At 70.9% G+C, this 15196-nt stretch carries 17 protein-coding genes and 1 tRNA gene; 10 read left to right on the top strand and 8 right to left on the bottom strand.

Going from position 1 to position 15196, the window contains the following annotated elements; all coding sequences use genetic code 11:
- The first annotated feature begins 234 nt into the window (after positions 1-234).
- Both AB0M27_RS21810 and AB0M27_RS21805 read left to right on the top strand, forming a co-directional pair.
- A complete protein-coding gene (locus tag AB0M27_RS21810) occupies positions 235-2043 on the top strand; it encodes a tetratricopeptide repeat protein (RefSeq protein ID WP_365723496.1) in 1809 nt (602 codons plus the stop codon).
- Between the two features lie 68 nt (positions 2044-2111).
- Positions 2112-2185 (top strand) — tRNA-Met (locus tag AB0M27_RS21805).
- A 111-nt stretch (positions 2186-2296) separates the two neighbouring features.
- On the opposite strand, the gene AB0M27_RS21800 is transcribed toward AB0M27_RS21805, so the two are convergent.
- Positions 2297-2713, bottom strand: a complete 417-nt coding sequence (locus tag AB0M27_RS21800; RefSeq protein WP_365723495.1) for a Fur family transcriptional regulator — start codon at positions 2711-2713, stop codon at positions 2297-2299.
- A 156-nt stretch (positions 2714-2869) separates the two neighbouring features.
- Here AB0M27_RS21800 and AB0M27_RS21795 point away from each other — a divergent pair, with 156 nt between their 5' ends.
- The gene (locus tag AB0M27_RS21795) at positions 2870-4321 is read left to right on the top strand and encodes a catalase (RefSeq protein WP_365723494.1); all 1452 of its coding nucleotides are present in this window, start codon (positions 2870-2872) and stop codon (positions 4319-4321) included.
- 87 nt (positions 4322-4408) lie between these two features.
- Here AB0M27_RS21795 and AB0M27_RS21790 read toward each other — a convergent pair whose 3' ends face one another.
- On the bottom strand, positions 4409-4804 hold the full coding sequence (locus tag AB0M27_RS21790) for a CBS domain-containing protein (protein WP_365723493.1): 396 nt from the start codon (positions 4802-4804) through the stop codon (positions 4409-4411).
- Positions 4805-4953: 149 nt separating this feature from the next.
- Entirely contained in the window at positions 4954-5754 is an 801-nt protein-coding gene (gene hisN, locus AB0M27_RS21785) for a histidinol-phosphatase (protein ID WP_365723492.1), read from the bottom strand.
- A 152-nt stretch (positions 5755-5906) separates the two neighbouring features.
- Here hisN and AB0M27_RS21780 point away from each other — a divergent pair, with 152 nt between their 5' ends.
- Complete coding sequence (locus AB0M27_RS21780) at positions 5907-6515, top strand: helix-turn-helix domain-containing protein (protein WP_365723491.1); 609 nt, start codon at positions 5907-5909, stop codon at positions 6513-6515.
- 10 nt (positions 6516-6525) lie between these two features.
- Here the strand turns inward: AB0M27_RS21780 and AB0M27_RS21775 are convergent, their stop codons facing one another.
- The 4 genes from AB0M27_RS21775 to aroA all read right to left on the bottom strand — a co-directional run bounded on the left by AB0M27_RS21775 (position 6526) and on the right by aroA (position 9895).
- The gene (locus AB0M27_RS21775; protein WP_365723490.1) at positions 6526-7125 is read right to left on the bottom strand and encodes a hypothetical protein; all 600 of its coding nucleotides are present in this window, start codon (positions 7123-7125) and stop codon (positions 6526-6528) included.
- Between the two features lie 22 nt (positions 7126-7147).
- Positions 7148-7471 carry a multidrug efflux SMR transporter gene (locus AB0M27_RS21770; protein ID WP_030787784.1) on the bottom strand — a complete coding sequence of 108 codons (324 nt, stop codon included), beginning with the start codon at positions 7469-7471 and terminating at the stop codon, positions 7148-7150.
- An 87-nt stretch (positions 7472-7558) separates the two neighbouring features.
- On the bottom strand, positions 7559-8569 hold the full coding sequence (rsgA, locus tag AB0M27_RS21765; protein ID WP_365723489.1) for a ribosome small subunit-dependent GTPase A: 1011 nt from the start codon (positions 8567-8569) through the stop codon (positions 7559-7561).
- 9 nt (positions 8570-8578) lie between these two features.
- Positions 8579-9895, bottom strand: a complete 1317-nt coding sequence (gene aroA / locus AB0M27_RS21760) for a 3-phosphoshikimate 1-carboxyvinyltransferase (RefSeq protein WP_365723488.1) — start codon at positions 9893-9895, stop codon at positions 8579-8581.
- A 206-nt stretch (positions 9896-10101) separates the two neighbouring features.
- Between aroA and AB0M27_RS21755 the strand changes: the two genes are divergently transcribed.
- Both AB0M27_RS21755 and AB0M27_RS21750 read left to right on the top strand, forming a co-directional pair.
- A complete protein-coding gene (locus tag AB0M27_RS21755) occupies positions 10102-10530 on the top strand; it encodes a peptidase inhibitor family I36 protein (protein ID WP_365723487.1) in 429 nt (142 codons plus the stop codon).
- A gap of 95 nt (positions 10531-10625) precedes the next feature.
- Complete coding sequence (locus AB0M27_RS21750; RefSeq protein WP_365723486.1) at positions 10626-11549, top strand: hypothetical protein; 924 nt, start codon at positions 10626-10628, stop codon at positions 11547-11549.
- A 14-nt stretch (positions 11550-11563) separates the two neighbouring features.
- On the opposite strand, the gene AB0M27_RS21745 is transcribed toward AB0M27_RS21750, so the two are convergent.
- The gene (locus AB0M27_RS21745) at positions 11564-12286 is read right to left on the bottom strand and encodes a M50 family metallopeptidase (RefSeq protein ID WP_365723485.1); all 723 of its coding nucleotides are present in this window, start codon (positions 12284-12286) and stop codon (positions 11564-11566) included.
- Positions 12287-12391: 105 nt separating this feature from the next.
- Between AB0M27_RS21745 and AB0M27_RS21740 the strand changes: the two genes are divergently transcribed.
- From AB0M27_RS21740 to rsrA, 4 genes are all read left to right on the top strand, one after another.
- On the top strand, positions 12392-13207 hold the full coding sequence (locus tag AB0M27_RS21740) for an SOS response-associated peptidase (RefSeq protein WP_365723484.1): 816 nt from the start codon (positions 12392-12394) through the stop codon (positions 13205-13207).
- Positions 13208-13834, top strand: a complete 627-nt coding sequence (locus AB0M27_RS21735; protein ID WP_365723483.1) for an alpha/beta family hydrolase — start codon at positions 13208-13210, stop codon at positions 13832-13834. It abuts the gene before it with no gap.
- 310 nt (positions 13835-14144) lie between these two features.
- The gene (gene sigR / locus AB0M27_RS21730) at positions 14145-14840 is read left to right on the top strand and encodes an RNA polymerase sigma factor SigR (RefSeq protein WP_365723482.1); all 696 of its coding nucleotides are present in this window, start codon (positions 14145-14147) and stop codon (positions 14838-14840) included.
- The gene (gene rsrA, locus AB0M27_RS21725) at positions 14837-15139 is read left to right on the top strand and encodes a mycothiol system anti-sigma-R factor (protein WP_365723481.1); all 303 of its coding nucleotides are present in this window, start codon (positions 14837-14839) and stop codon (positions 15137-15139) included. The genes sigR and rsrA overlap by 4 nt, the downstream gene beginning before the upstream one ends.
- Positions 15140-15196: the final 57 nt, after the last annotated feature.

The following is a 15196-nucleotide window of genomic DNA, read 5'->3' as shown; positions in this document are numbered from 1 at the left end:
CCGCGCCCACCAACAAAACCTCCCCCCCATCCTCCCCACCCCGCCCCGGATCCCAAGGGATCCGGGCCTTCGTGGTGTGCGAACTCATGTACTGAGGGGAGGGACGGCCGCGCCGCCGTGGGGAGTTGAGGGGTGTGTGTTTGACTTGTCGTCCTGTGGGCATGTCGACAAAACGCTGAAGTGACCTCACGGGCTGCGGTATACCAGGTGTACCCAGGTGCAGGTGGTGCGACGATGGACGTTATGGGGGACAAGGCAACTCTGTTCGAGTCAGGGCGAATTGTGCAGCCTTCCGGTGAGGAATCCTCCCGTGACGAGATGGCCGACATGGGGGAAGCCGCCGAGGAGGTACGCCTCGGACTCGCCGCGCAGAGCGGCGACGCCGAGGCGGCGAGCGTCCTCGGAGCCATGCTGCTGCGCCGCGGCGACCTCGACGGAGCCGAAACCCATCTGCGGGCCGCCACCGCGGCCGGCGACCGGGCCGCCGCCAACAACCTGGGTGTCCTGCTGCACCAGCGCGGCTACCCCGAGGAGGCCGCCGGCTGGTGGCGCATCGCCGCCGTCGCCGGTTCCGCGGCCGCCGCGCACGCCCTGGGCCGCTACCACCGCGAACGCGGGGACGAGCCCGCCGCCGAGTACTGGCTGCGCCAGTCCGCCGAGCAGGGCCATGTCCTCGGCGCCTACGCGCTCGCCGACCTGCTGGAGCACCGCGGGGACGTCGGTGCCGAGCACTGGATGCGGGCCGCGGCCGAGCGGGGCCACCGGGAGGCCGCCTACCGGCTGGCGCGCACACTCGACACCGCAGGACGCGAGGACGAGACCGGGGCCGACAACGCTGTCGCCGAGGCCGAGCAGTGGTACCGGCAGGCCGCCGCGCGCGGCCACCGGCGTGCCGCGCTGCACCTCGGGGCGATCCTGGAAAAGCGCGGGGAACTGAAGGAGGCCGGGCGCTGGTATCTGACCTCCGCCAAGGACGGCGAGGCCCGGGCCGCCTGCGCGCTCGGCTTCCTGTTGCGCGACGCCGGGGACACCGAGAGCGCGGCCGTGTGGTGGCTGCGCGCGGCCCAGGAGGGCGACGGCAACGCGGCCAACGCGCTCGGCGCGCTGCACGCCGAGCGCGGCGAGACCCAGACCGCCGAGCGCTGGTATCGGGCGGCGCTGGACGCCGGTGACGACAACGGCGCGTACAACCTCGGGCTGCTCTGCGCCGAGCAGGGGCGGCCCGCGCATGCCGAGCAGTGGTACCGGCGAGCCGCCTACGCCGGGCACCGGGAGGCCGCCAACGCGCTCGCCATCCTGCTGCTGCAGGGCGGCGACACCACCGGCGCCGAGCCGTGGTTCTCCAAGGCCGCCGAGGCCGGCAGCGTGGACGCCGCGTTCAACCTCGGCATCCTCCACGCCGGACGCGGCGAGGAGACCATGGCGTTGCGCTGGTACGAGCGGGCGGCCGCCGCCGGGCACACCGAGGCCGCGCTCCAGGTCGGGATCGCCCGGCTGCGCGCGGGCGAGGAGCAGGAGGCCGAGCGGCATCTGCGGTGCGCGGCGGGCGGAGGCAGCGCGGAGGCGGCGTACCGGCTGGCCGCGCTGCTCGACGTGCGACGGCCGCCGGAGCCGGCGCATGAGCTGGGCGAGATCGTGCACGAGAAGACCGAGTGCGAGGAGTGGTACGAGCGGGCGGCGACCCAGGGACACCGGCGGGCGCAGGTGCGGGTCGGGATGCTCGCGGCGGCGCGGGGGGACGTGGTCGAGGCGGCACGCTGGTACCGGGCGGCGGCCGAGGCCGGGTCGCGCAACGGCGCCTTCAATCTCGGGCTGCTGCTGGCGCGCGAGGGGAGCGAGCCGGAGGCCGCGGTGTGGTGGACGCGGGCGGCTGACGCCGGGCATGGCCGGGCGGCGCTGCGGCTGGCCCTGGTCTACGCGCGTCGGGGGGAGCTGGCGGAGGGGCAGCGGTGGGCCGACCGTGCGGTCGAGCTGGGGCCGGCGGAGGTTTCGGAGCGGGCGGGGCGGTTGCGCGATGCGCTGCGGGAGGAACTCTCGGCGTGAGCCCGGCCACGTCCCCGGTAACTGATTTGCTTCCGCCCACCTCCCTCACGTAATGTCGTGTTCACCGACGCGGGGTGGAGCAGCTCGGTAGCTCGCTGGGCTCATAACCCAGAGGTCGCAGGTTCAAATCCTGTCCCCGCTACTGAAGGCCGAGGGCCGGAATCCAGAGATGGGTTCCGGCCCTCGGCGTTTGCGCGTGTGCGATGCGAAAAGAGCCCCGGCGGGGTCGCCGGGGCTCCGGGGAAGCGGTGGGCTACGCCCGCGCGCAGTCCGGGCACAGGCCGCGGTACGTCACCTCGACGTCCGACACCGTGAAGCCGAAGCGCTCGGCGTCGGGGAGGTCGGCGAGCGGGTTGCCCGTGGGGTGGACGTCACGGATCGCGCCGCAGTGGGCGCAGACCAGGTGCTGGTGCGGCCGGTGCGCGTTCGGGTCGTAGCGCTTGGCGCGTTTGTCCGTCGCGACTTCCAGCACCTCGCCGAGCGTGACCAGCTCACCGAGTGTGTTGTAGACGGTCGCCCGGGAGATCTCGGGCAGCTTCGCGACGGCCCGTGCATGGACCTCGTCGGCCGTCAGATGGACATGCTCGCCGTCGAGGACCTCGGCGACGACGCGCCGCTGCGCGGTCATCCGCCATCCGCGTCCACGCAGCCGTTCCAGAAGGTCGCTCATGGACACCAGCCTAACAGCAAGGGGGACCAGGACGGGAATAGGTGTGAGTTTGGATCGATATTCGACTTAGAATCTGTCCAATGTAGGATCCGGAATGGCTTTGGCCGCAGGACAGGACTGGTACAGGACCAGTCAGTAGTGACGCAGGAGGCGCGCGTGACGCAGGGACCGCTCACCACGGAGGCCGGTGCTCCGGTCGCCGACAACCAGAACAGCGAGACGGCGGGCGTCGGCGGACCGGTCCTCGTCCAGGACCAGCTCCTGCTGGAGAAGCTCGCCCACTTCAACCGGGAGCGCATTCCGGAGCGGGTCGTGCACGCACGCGGAGCCGGCGCCTACGGCACCTTCACGGTGACCGCCGACGTCACCCCGTACACCCGCGCCGCCTTCCTCTCCGAGGTCGGCAGGGAGACCGAGGTCTTCCTGCGCTTCTCGACGGTGGCGGGCAACCTCGGTGCGGCGGACGCCGTCCGTGACCCGCGGGGCTTCGCGCTGAAGTTCTACACCGAGGAGGGCAACTACGACCTCGTCGGCAACAACACCCCGGTGTTCTTCATCCGGGACGCGATCAAGTTCCCGGACTTCATCCACACCCAGAAGCGCGACCCGTACACGGGCAGCCAGGAAGCCGACAACGTGTGGGACTTCTGGTCGCTGTCGCCGGAGTCGACCCACCAGGTGACCTGGCTGTTCGGCGACCGCGGCATCCCAGCGTCGTACCGCCAGATGGACGGCTTCGGCTCGCACACCTTCCAGTGGAACAACGCGGCCGGCGAGGTCTTCTGGGTCAAATACCACTTCAAGACCGATCAGGGGATCAAGAACCTCACCGCCGAGGAGGCGGAGGTGCTCGCGGGCAAGGATCCCGACTCGCACCAGCGCGATCTGCGCGAGGCGATCGAGCGCGGGGAGTTCCCGAGCTGGACCGTGGGTGTGCAGATCATGCCTGCGGCGGACGCGGCGACGTACCGCTTCAACCCGTTCGACCTCACCAAGGTCTGGCCGCACGCCGACTACCCGGTCATCGAGATCGGCAGGCTGGAGCTGAACCGCAACCCGCGGAACGTCTTCGCCGAGGTCGAGCAGTCGATCTTCAGCCCCGCGCACTTCGTGCCGGGCATCGGCCCCTCGCCCGACAAGATGCTCCAGGGCCGCCTCTTCGCGTACGGCGACGCGCACCGCTACCGCGTCGGCATCAACGCCGACCACCTGCCGGTGAACCGTCCGCACGCCACCGAGGCGCGCACCAACTCCCGTGACGGCCACCTCTACGACGGCCGGCACGGCGGGGCGAAGAACTACGAGCCGAACAGCTTCGGCGGGCCGCAGCAGACGGGCCGTCCGCTGTGGCGGTCCGTCTCCGTCGACGGCCCCACCGGCAACCACCCGACGCCGGTGCACGCCGAGGACGACGACTTCGTGCAGGCGGGCAACCTCTACCGGCTGATGTCGGAGGAGGAGAAGGAGCGCCTGGTCGCGAACCTGGCGGGTGCGATCTCGCAGGTCTCGCGCGAGGACATCGTCGAGCGCGCCGTCGGCAACTTCCGCAACGCCGACGCCGGCTTCGGCAAGCGGCTGGAGGCGGCGGTGCAGGCGTTGCGCGGCTGAGCCGGCCGTGCCGAGTCGGCGGCACGCCCGTGTGCGGCTGGGTGGGCCGGACCCCACGGTGCTCGGGGTCCGGCCCGTTCCGCGTGCTCAGAGCGCCGGTGCGGGCTCGCGGGCCGGGACCCAGCAGCGGATGATGTCGCGGACCGAGACGATTCCGGCCACCTCGCCGCGGTCGAGGACGACCAGGTGCCGGAAGCCGCCGTGGGCCATGGCGCGTGCGGCCTGCTCCAGCGTCCAGGTGGGGGCCGCGAAGACGACGTCGGTGGTGGTGTGGGCGTGGGTGCGTTCCGTGTCGGGGTTCTGGCCGAGGCCGACGGAGTTGAGGATGTCGCGTTCGGTGAGGATGCCGATGCCGCCGGCGTCCGGGTCGAGGACGACGGCGGCACCGACGCGACGGGCGGACATCAGGGCGGCTGCCTGGCGGAGCGTGTGGTCGGGGCCGACGGTGAGTATCACCGTGGTCATGGCGTCACGGACGAGCATGGGTGGGGCCACCTCCTAGGAATCCGAGGCGCTAGTTCCTGGATTCACAAGTTCACAAGTGGGGGTAGCCTCAGACTGACAGGTAAAGCACGGGTCAACAAGGGGGCGCGCGATGTCAGTTGAGGGCGTACCGGGCGTGCCCTCCCTGCTCAGTGGCGCGGGTTGAGATACCCCAGCAACTCGTCGTGCAGCAGACCGTTGGACGCCGCCGCGTTGCCGCTGTGCGGGCCCGGGCGGCCGTCGAGGCCGGTGAAGGTGCCGCCGGCCTCCGTGACGACGATCGCGTTGGCGGCCATGTCCCAGAGCGACAGCTCCGGCTCCGCGCAGAGGTCCACGGATCCCTCGGCGACCATCATGTACGGCCAGAAGTCGCCGTACGCGCGCGTGCGCCACACCTGGCGGGTGAGGTCGAGGAAGCCGTCGAGGCGGCCCTGCTCCTCCCAGCCGGAGAGGGAGGAGTACGCGAAGGACGCGTCGGCGAGCTTGCCGACGCCGGAGACGTGGATGCGGGACGCGGAGGTCAGGCTGCGGCCGGTGAAGGCGCCGTGGCCCTTCGCGGCCCACCAGCGGCGGCCGAGGGCGGGGGCGGAGACGACGCCGACGACGGGCTGGTAGCCGCCCTCGCTCGCTTCCATCAGCGCGATGAGGGTCGCCCAGACGGGGACACCGCGTACGTAGTTCTTGGTGCCGTCGATGGGGTCGATCACCCAGCGGCGGGGGCCGGAGCCCTCGATGCCGTACTCCTCTCCGAGGACCGCGTCTCTCGGGCGGGCACGCTGGAGGTGGCCGCGGATCAGTTCTTCCGCCGCCTTGTCCGCCTCGCTCACCGGGGTCATGTCCGGCTTCGTCTCCACCTTCAGGTCGAGGGCCTTGAAGCGGTCCATGGTGGTGGCGTCGGCGGCGTCCGCGAGGACGTGGGCGAGACGCAGATCGTCGTGGTAGTCCGGCATGTGAGGAACGCTATCTGTCAGGGTCGGCACGGGGCTACCAGGGGAGGGGCGGTGTCGGGGGCCTGTGACGTCGGCCGAACCCCCGCGAACCCTTGACAGTGCATACAAGCGCGTCAAATCTGGGCGCAGAGCCGCTCCGCCCCAGGGAGGCGATGATGCCTGCTGCCCGGGAGTCCCTACTGGACGCCGCCTACACGGCGCTCGCGCGCCGGCCGTGGTCCGCGGTGCGGATGGTCGACGTGGCCGCGGCGGCGGGAGTGTCCCGGCAGACCCTGTACAACGAGTTCGGCGGCAAGGACGGGCTGGCCCGCGCGCTGGTGCGACGGGAGGCCGACGGCTACCTCGCCGGAGTCGAGCGGGCGCTGGCCGGCCCGGGCGAGCCGAAGGAACGGCTCACCGCCGTCGCCGAGTGGACGCGCTCCGCCGCGCGGGACAATGTGCTGGTAAGGGCCATGCTCACCGGCTGCTGGAGCGAACGGCTGCCCAGCCCGCCGCCGGCCGCCGTACCGTCCTCCTCCTCGGTGCCGGCCCAGCGCCGTGCGGACGGCCCGCTGCCCACGCCCCGCGACTTCGTACGAATCGTGCGGGACCGCGCCGTCATCGCCCTGACGGGACCCACCGCCACCGCCGCCGACGCCGCCGAGCTGACCCGCCCCTGCGAACTGGCCGTACGCCTCGCCCTGTCCTGCGTCGCGGCACCACCGGGGGAGGGCGGCGTGGCGGAGCTGATCCAAGCGGTCGTCCCACGCCAGTTGGTGTGAGTCCCGGGTCTCAGTACGGGCCGCCCCGGAAGTACCCGGCGCCGTACGGCCGGGCGTGGTCGCCGTGCTCGTGGGCGGCGTCGGACCGGTGCGCGGGAGCCGAGCGCTCCGACAGCGTGCGCAGCCGCTCCAGGCCGGCCAGCACCTCGGCGCGATGGCCGGACTCCTTCATCCACCGGGGCAGTCGCGGGAGCATCGCCCGCGTGGCCCCGGTCCCGCCCTCGCGCAGCGTGGCACGGACGTAGGCGGCCAGCGCGTCGACGTGCGCCACGTTGTAGGCCCACAGGACGCGGCCCGCGCAACGCGTCTGCAGCCACAGCGGGCGCAGGAAGAACGGGTCCTCGGTACCGCCGAGTTGCGCCGCGACCAGTCCGCCACCCCGCACGGCCGCCTCCCACTCCGCGTTCACGCCACACGCCGCACACGTGAGCCGACGGGGCCGGAACAACAACTCGGAGTAGTACTTGAGAGCCGGAAGACCGGGGCGCCCGGTGACGTCCGCCCGGCCGCCGCAGCGGGGGCAGACCACCAGAACGCGGTCGGCGAACCGGGCGAGCCATTCCCCCTGGTCGTGATGTCGGACCGGGCCGGTGCTCTGTTCGGAGCTCATGAAAACGTCCTCGGACATGCCCTCAGTGCGCCGACCCCGAAAGCTGCAGCCCGATCACCCCGACGATGACCAGGCTGATCGAGACGATCTTCAGGGTCGACACCAGGTCACCGAGGAAGACCATGCCGTAGATCGCCGTGCCGGCCGCGCCGATGCCGGTCCACACGGCGTAGGCGGGGCCGACGTCGAGCTTCTTCAGGGACAGGGTCAGCAGGCCGAAGCTGCCGAGGGCGAACGAGGCGAAGGCGATGGTCGGCCACAGGCGGGTGAACCCGTGCGAGAGCTTCAGGCACACGGCGAAACCGGTCTCCAGAATCCCGGCCACGATGACCAGCAGCCACGCCATGTGCGGTCCTCCTGTTGATCCGGATCTCCGGCTCGGTGCGATTATGCACTTACCGAACCAGGACCCCGGCAAACAACGCAGAGCCCCTCAGTCGCCTTCCTTGCGCTCCCGCGTGGCCAGCAGACGGCGGAGCGAGTACAGGCGCGCCGGGTCCGCGTGGCCCTCCTCGACCCATGCGTCCAGCGCGCAGTCCGGCTCGTCGTGGCTGCACGCGCGCGGGCAGCCCTCCGTGCCGGGTTCGAGATCCGGGAAGGCGTGGATGACGCGGGACGGGTCGATGTGGGCCAGGCCGAAGGAGCGGACCCCAGGGGTGTCGATGACCCAGCCGCCCGTATCGGTGAGGGGCAGGGCGAGGGCCGACGTCGTGGTGTGGCGGCCGCGGCCCGTCACCGCGTTGACGTGTCCCGTCATACGCCGGCGCTCCTGCGGGACCAGCGCGTTGACCAGCGTCGTCTTGCCGACGCCCGAGTGGCCCACGAACGCGGTGACCCTGCCGTCGATGTGCTCCCGGACCCGGTCCGTGGCGTCGCCGTTCTCCAGTTCCTCGCGGCTGGTGACGACGTACGGGATGTCGAGGGCGCCGTACAGCTCCAGCAGCTTGTCGGGCGGGGCCAGGTCCGACTTGGTCATCACCAGCAGCGGTTCCAGTCCGCCGTCGAAGGCCGCGACCAGGCAGCGGTCGATCAGGCGGGGGCGCGGTTCCGGGTCGGCCAGGGCCGTGACGATGGCCAGCTGGTCGGCGTTGGCGACGACCACGCGCTCGAACGGGTCGTCGTCGTCGGCCGTGCGCCGCAGCACCGACGTACGCTCCTCGATCCGCACGATCCGGGCGAGCGTGTCCTTCTTGCCGGACAGGTCGCCGACCAGAGCCACCCGGTCCCCGACCACCGCCGCCTTGCGGCCCAGCTCGCGGGCCTTCATCGCGAGCACGGTCCGGTCGTCGACCAGGCAGGTCAGCCGGCCGCGGTCGACCGTGAGTACCAGGCCCTCGGCGGCGTCCTCGTGCTTGGGCCGGATGTTCGTACGCGGCCGGGTGCCCCGGCGGCCGGGGCGGCTGCGGATGTCGTCCTCGTCGGTGTGCTTGCCGTAGCGGCGCATGGCGTGTCCCTACTGCCCGAGCATCCCGGTCCACAGCTCGGGGAAGTCCGGCAGCGTCTTCGCCGTGGTCGCCACGTTCTCGATCCGCACGCCCTCGACCGCCAGGCCGATGATCGCGCCGGCGGTCGCCATGCGGTGGTCCTCGTAGGTGTGGAAGACGCCGCCGTGCAGCGGGCGCGGACGGATGTGCAGGCCGTCGGCGGTCTCGGTGACGTCACCGCCGAGTTCGTTGATCTCCTTGGTGAGCGCGGCCAGCCGGTCCGTCTCGTGCAGCCGCAGATGGGAAACGCCCCGCAGGGTCGAGGGGGAGTCCGCGAGGGCGGCGACGGCCGCGATGCCCGGGGTCAGCTCGCCGACGTCGCCCAGGTCCACGTCGATGCCGTGGATGGCGCCGGAACCGGTGAACACCAGCCCGAACTCGGTGAGTTCGCAGGAGCCGCCCATCTCGGTGAAGATCTCCCGCAGCCGGTCGCCCGGCTGGGTGGTGCGCTCCGGCCAGTCCGGGATCAGCACCTTGCCGCCCGTCACCAGGGCCGCCGCCAGGAACGGCTGGGCGTTGGACAGGTCCGGCTCGATCGTCAGGTCCCGGCCGAGCAGCGCGCCCGGCGTCACCCGCCACACGTTCGGCTCGCCGCCCGACTCCGGGGTGTCCACCTGGGCGCCGACCGCCCGCAGCATGTCGACGGTCATCCGGATGTGCGGCACGGAGGGCAGGCTCGCGCCGGTGTGCCGGACCTCGACGCCCTGGTTGAAACGGGGTCCGGAGAGCAGCAGGGCGCTCACGAACTGGGAGGACGAGGAGGCGTCGATCGACACCGGGCCGCCGTCCAGGGCCCCGCCGCCGTGCACCGTGAGCGGCAGCGCGCCCCGGCCGTCGTCGTCGATCCGGGCGCCGAGCAGCCGCAGCGCGTCGATCACCCCGTGCAGGGGACGCTCGTACGACCGCGGGTCGCCGTCGAACCGGATGGGGCCGTCGGCCAGCGCGGCCACCGGCGGCAGGAAGCGCATCACCGTGCCGGCGTTGCCGACGTCGACCGTGGCCGGGCCGTGCAGGCCCGTCGGCAGCACCCGCCAGGCCTCGCCGGTGCCGTCCGGCCCGACCCCCTCCTCGATCTCCACGCCCATGGCGCGCAGGGCACCGGCCATCAGCAGGGTGTCGCGGGAGCGCAGCGGGCGGCGCAGCCAGCCGGGCTCGGAGGCGAGGGCGGCCAGCACCAGCGCGCGGTTGGTGACCGACTTGGACCCGGGCACGTGGACCGTCGCGTCGACGGCTCCGCTCGCGTGCGGGGCGGGCCAGAGGGCGGTGTGTGCGGGGTTAACGGTCATGCGCCCCACTTTAGTGGCTGGGGACGGCCGCACCCCTGCATGTCGCGGGGGCCGTGGGCCGGCCGGGCCGCCGTGCCAATTCGGCTTTTTTCAATTGCTTCGGGTTCCTTCAGGGCAAATCTTCTCGGGTAAAGAGTCACTTACATATTCCCTGTGCCCGCGCTAAGATCATCGCGCATCCTTCGTGTGATCGGAGTGGAACTTTCGTGTCTTCTTTCCGTCGCCCCCTCGTTGCCGCGCTTCCCGTCGTTGCGGCCCTGGCCACCGTTCTTCCCGTCGCGACGTCGGCGAGCGCCTCCGCGGGAATCAGCTGTACGTCCACGGACTGTGCCCGGTTCTTCTACAACAGCAACCGGCAGGGTTCCTCGACCTACTTCAACGCCTCCAACGTCTCGGACTTCGCCGGCTACACCTTCCTCACCTCGGGAAGCGGTCAGGGTCAGCCGGTCAAGAACAATGCCGCGAGCGCGCTGAACGACTCGCCCGACCTTATGACCGTGTACTACAACAGCAACTACGTCGGCGCGTGCGACACCCTCTCGGACTTCGCCATCGCCGACCAGCTGCACTACACGTACAACGAGAACGCGTCGTTCCGCTGGAACTACACGCGTTCGGACTGCTACAAGTTCTAGTCCTCTCTTTTCCGTGAATCCTTCCGTGGCCGCACGCCGAGTTCGTGCGTGCGGCCACGGGAATCCCGGGTACGAAAACGAACGGCGGGCGGGTCATGCGGGCGACCACGGGCTGGATGGCAGCGGTGGGCCTTCTCTTCCTCACGGCGGCGGGTTGCGGCGGCCAGAGCGCGCAGGAGGGTGCCGCACCGGGGAGTTCGGCGGCCCCCACGGCCACGGGGTCCCCGGCCGCGGAGGCGCGGAAGCCGCCGGCCGACGCGGAGCAGTACACGTTCCGGCTGCCCATCGCCGCCTACAGCTACAGCGCGGCGGAGCAGGACGTCATCGAGCGGGCGAAGAACGCGCTGACGGATTCCTGCATGGCGGATTTCGGCGTCGCCTACCACTCGCCCGCTCCCCTTACCGGCCCCATATCGGCGGACCGCAGATACGGCATTTCCAGCGCCGTGGAGGCGAAGGAATACGGCTACCACCTCCCGCCGGATCCCTCCATGGCCGCAGCCGCGGTGAGTCCCGACATCGCTCGCGTGCTCTACGGAAAGGCGCCGGACGGCAGCACCGAAACGACATACGCGGGCAAGACCGTTCCCGCGAACGGCTGCCGGGGAAAGGCCGTGACGGAGCTCGGCGCCAAGTTCGAGGAAGGCGCGGGTGCGAGTGCGGCCCGCGACATCTCCGTCACCAGCTATCGGCAGTCGGAAAAGGATTCCCATGTCGTGGCCGCCGTCCGGAAATGGTCGGCGTGCATGAAAGGGAAGGGTCTTTCGTACAGGTCCCCGATGACCGCGGTGAGCAGTTTCTCACTGAAGAGCGCGAACCCTTCCGAGAAGGAACGTACGACCGCCGTGGCGGACATCTCCTGCAAACAGGAAACCCATCTGCTGGACATCTGGTTCACCGCAGAGTCCGGCATTCAGAAAACGATGATCCGCGAGCACCGGGCCGCCCTGGAGGGCCTGAAGAAGGACCACGCGGCCAACGTCGACACGGCACGGGCCGTCGTCGCACGGCAGCGCTGATCTCCAGGCCCGGCTCACACCTCCAGCAGCCAGCGGCCCCCGCCGATCAGCGAGCACAGCGACACCGCGTGGAACAGGAACAGCCACAGCGCCGCCGGTACGTGCGTGAGCCGCGACAGCTGGTCCGCGTCCGAGTCCCCGGCGCCGCCCCGGGACCGCTTCATCTGCAGCTCGAACGGCGGCCGTACCCCGCCGAACAGCAGGAACCACACCACGACGTACGCGAAGGCGGCCTGCACCTGCGGTCCCGTCAGCCAGGACACCAGCAGAAAGGCGCCCCCCGCCAGCACCACGGTCAGGACGCCGTACGCGTTGCGGATCATCACCAGCATCGCCACCAGCAGTGCCGTCGCCACCCACAGCAGCAGCGTGATGCGGCCGGCGGCCAGCAGGGCGGCGCCGCCGAGGCCCAGCAGCGAGGGCGCCGTGTATCCGGCGGCGGCCGTCAGGATCATGCCGATCCCGTACGGCTTGCCCCGGCTGAGCGTGAGGCCGCTGGTGTCGGAGTGCAGCCGGATGCCGGTGAGCTGCCGGCCGGTGAGCAGGGCGATCAGCCCGTGGCCGCCCTCGTGCGCGATGGTGATCGCGTTGCGGGATATCCGCCACAGCGTGTGCGGGACCACCACGGCGAGTGCGGCCACCGAGGTGGCGAGCACCACCCACAGGTCGGGATCGGGCTGGGTACCGGTGAGCCGGTCCCACAGGTCGGGCAGCGCGAGGGCGGCGAGGCTGTCCATGTGTCCGAGTGGCTCCCTGTCCTGGAGATCAATAGGGGTCGGCGCGAAGCACTGTCGCTGAGGGGTGGTGGTCGGGTGACGGGTGGGCCTGGCAGTGTGGCACGTATGTGCGGACGGTATGCATCGAGTCGTAGGCCCGAGGATCTCGCAGGAATCTTTGAGATCGAGAAGTGGGAGCCCGAGGAGACCCTGGAGCCGGACTACAACGTGGCTCCGACCAAGGAGGTCTACGCCGTCCTCGACCGTCCCCTGAAAGACGCGGACTCCCCGCATCCGGTTCGCCAGCTGCGCAAGCTGAAGTGGGGACTGGTGCCGTCCTGGGCCAAGACGCCCGAGGGCGGCGCCCGGATGATCAACGCGCGGGCCGAGACCGTGCACGAGAAGCCCGCCTACCGCCGGGCCTTCGCCGCCCGCCGCTGCGTCATCCCCGCCGACGGCTACTACGAGTGGGTCACCGGCAAGGAGGAGCGCGAGCTGGAGGTCGAGGGCAAGAAGAAGCGGCCGCGCAAGCAGCCGTACTTCGTGCTGCCGGCCGACGGCTCGGTGTTCGCGATGGCCGGGCTGTACGAGTTCTGGCGCGACCGGACCCTGCCCGACGACCACCCGCTGGCCTGGTGGGTCACCTGCTCGGTGATCACCACGGAGGCGGAGAAGACCCCGCTGGCCGTGGCCCCCGCCGAGGGCCCGCACTCCCTGGTCGACATCCACCCCCGGATGCCGCTGATGCTCACCCCCGACCGCTGGGACGCCTGGCTCGACCCGGCCCGCACCGACCCCGACGGCCTGCGCGACCTGCTGGCCCCGCCCCAGCCCGGCCTGATGCGCGCCTACCCGGTCTCCACGGCCGTCAGCAACGTCCGCAACAACGGCCCGGAACTGCTGGAGGAGCTTCAGGCGCCGGAAGAGGGCACACTCTTCTAGGTGATCGAGATTGTCGAGACCGACGCCGGGACCGCACGCATCACCTGGCACAAGGCGAAGAAGGCGCGACTGGTCCTGGCCGTGAGCCACGGCGCGGGCGGCGGCGTCGAGGCGCGCGATCTCCAGGCGCTCGCCGGGACGCTCCCCGCGCACGGGGTGACCGTCGCCCTCGTCGAGCAGCCCTGGCGGGTCGCGGGCAAGAAGCTCGCCCCCGCGCCGAAGACCCTCGACACCGGCTGGCGCGGCATCTGGCCCGCGCTGGCCGGGATGGAGCTGCCGGTGATCTCCGGCGGGCGCAGCGCCGGCGCCCGGGTCGCCTGCCGTACCGCCGGCGAGCTGGGCGCCCACGCCGTACTCGCGCTCAGCTTCCCGCTGCACCCGCCGGGCAAGCCGGAGAAGTCCCGGGCCGAGGAGCTGCTGGGCGCGGGGCTGCCGACGCTGGTCGTGCAGGGCGGCAGCGACCCCTTCGGCAAGCCGGAGGAGTTCCCGAAGGGTGACTTCCAGCTGATCGAGGTGCCGTACGGCGATCACGGGTTCGCGATCCCCAAGCGGGCGGAGATCACCCAGGAGCGGGCTATGGAGATCATCACCGACGGTGTCGTTCAGTGGAGCGCGTCACTCGGGTGACCCCCGGGAATGTTGCGGAGTGGACCTCTGTTGAGGCGGACAGAAGTGCTGAGGCCTCGGCACCGACGTCGTAGGAGAGGAAGTCCGCCGCATGGGTTCGACCATCTGCCCTCCCGCCTCCCACCACCACCCCGTGGACGGGCTGCGCCCGGCAGAGTCCGATTCGAGCCGTAAGCGCAGCGCTGACCTGGACTGGACGGTGCTGCACGCGGCCAAGACCGCTCCTATTCGAGGGGCGGCAGGCACGGGTCGTGTTCTATCCTCCGAATCGAGTGGGATCGGTTTCGGTCCTGCCCAGGATCTTGAGGAGGTGGGTCCGGTCACCGGTACCGACGCAGGGACCGACAACGGCCAGGCGGAGCAGCCCGAGGGCCAGGGCGTGAGCGCGGAGTCGATCTCCGAGTCCACCGCCGAGCGCAGTGCGCGCTTCGAGCGGGACGCGCTCGAGTACCTCGACCAGATGTACTCGGCCGCGCTGCGCATGACGCGCAACCCCGCCGACGCCGAGGACCTGGTGCAGGAGACGTATGCCAAGGCGTACGCGTCCTTCCACCAGTTCCGCGAGGGCACCAACCTCAAGGCGTGGCTGTACCGGATCCTCACCAACACCTTCATCAACTCCTACCGCAAGAAGCAGCGGGAGCCGCAGCGCTCCGCCGCGGAGGAGATCGAGGACTGGCAGCTCGCCCGCGCCGAGTCGCACATGTCGACGGGTCTGCGCTCCGCCGAGTCGCAGGCGCTCGACCACCTGCCCGACTCGGACGTGAAGGAAGCGCTGCAGGCGATCCCCGAGGAGTTCCGCATCGCCGTCTATCTCGCGGACGTAGAGGGCTTTGCGTACAAGGAGATCGCGGACATCATGGGGACACCCATCGGTACGGTGATGTCCCGGCTGCACCGGGGCCGCCGTCAACTGCGCGGCATGCTGGAGGACTACGCCCGTGAGCGCGGTCTGGTCCCGGCGGGCGCCGGAGAGTCGAACGAAGCGAAAGGCTCGGGCTCATGAGCTGCGGAGAGCCGCACGAGACGGACTGCAGTGAGGTCCTCGACCATCTGTACGAGTTCCTCGACAGTGAGATGCCGGACGTCGATCGCGACAAGTTCCAGCAGCACTTCGAGGAATGCTCTCCGTGCCTGGAGAAGTACGGCCTGGAGCAGGCCGTGAAGAAGCTGGTCAAGAGGTGCTGCGGACATGACGACGTGCCCGCGGACCTCCGCGCGAAGGTCATGGGGCGGATCGACCTGATCCGCTCCGGCCAGACCGTGCCCGAGCACGACGTGACCGCCACCCCCCAGGAGAGCTGACCGCCGGGTCATCACCCGAACGTGCTAATCCTCAGGTCGTAGACCCCGCACCCCTGA

It is taken from the genome of Streptomyces sp. NPDC052107 (assembly GCF_040680215.1).
GTDB lineage: Bacteria > Actinomycetota > Actinomycetes > Streptomycetales > Streptomycetaceae > Streptomyces.
This window is presented reverse-complemented; position numbering and strand designations above follow the sequence as displayed.

Excerpts from the sequence above, each read along its gene's own strand:
- AB0M27_RS21810 (WP_365723496.1), top strand. The coding sequence starts at position 235 with ATGGACGTTATGGGGGACAAGGCAACTCTGTTCGAGTCAGGGCGAATT.
- AB0M27_RS21800 (WP_365723495.1), bottom strand. The coding sequence starts at position 2,713 with ATGAGCGACCTTCTGGAACGGCTGCGTGGACGCGGATGGCGGATGACC.
- AB0M27_RS21790 (WP_365723493.1), bottom strand. The coding sequence starts at position 4,804 with ATGCTCGTCCGTGACGCCATGACCACGGTGATACTCACCGTCGGCCCC.
- hisN (WP_365723492.1), bottom strand. The coding sequence starts at position 5,754 with ATGCCGGACTACCACGACGATCTGCGTCTCGCCCACGTCCTCGCGGAC.
- AB0M27_RS21780 (WP_365723491.1), top strand. The coding sequence starts at position 5,907 with ATGATGCCTGCTGCCCGGGAGTCCCTACTGGACGCCGCCTACACGGCG.
- AB0M27_RS21775 (WP_365723490.1), bottom strand. The coding sequence starts at position 7,125 with ATGAGCTCCGAACAGAGCACCGGCCCGGTCCGACATCACGACCAGGGG.
- AB0M27_RS21770 (WP_030787784.1), bottom strand. The coding sequence starts at position 7,471 with ATGGCGTGGCTGCTGGTCATCGTGGCCGGGATTCTGGAGACCGGTTTC.
- rsgA (WP_365723489.1), bottom strand. The coding sequence starts at position 8,569 with ATGCGCCGCTACGGCAAGCACACCGACGAGGACGACATCCGCAGCCGC.
- aroA (WP_365723488.1), bottom strand. The coding sequence starts at position 9,895 with ATGACCGTTAACCCCGCACACACCGCCCTCTGGCCCGCCCCGCACGCG.
- AB0M27_RS21750 (WP_365723486.1), top strand. The coding sequence starts at position 10,626 with ATGCGGGCGACCACGGGCTGGATGGCAGCGGTGGGCCTTCTCTTCCTC.
- AB0M27_RS21745 (WP_365723485.1), bottom strand. The coding sequence starts at position 12,286 with ATGGACAGCCTCGCCGCCCTCGCGCTGCCCGACCTGTGGGACCGGCTC.
- AB0M27_RS21740 (WP_365723484.1), top strand. The coding sequence starts at position 12,392 with ATGTGCGGACGGTATGCATCGAGTCGTAGGCCCGAGGATCTCGCAGGA.
- rsrA (WP_365723481.1), top strand. The coding sequence starts at position 14,837 with ATGAGCTGCGGAGAGCCGCACGAGACGGACTGCAGTGAGGTCCTCGAC.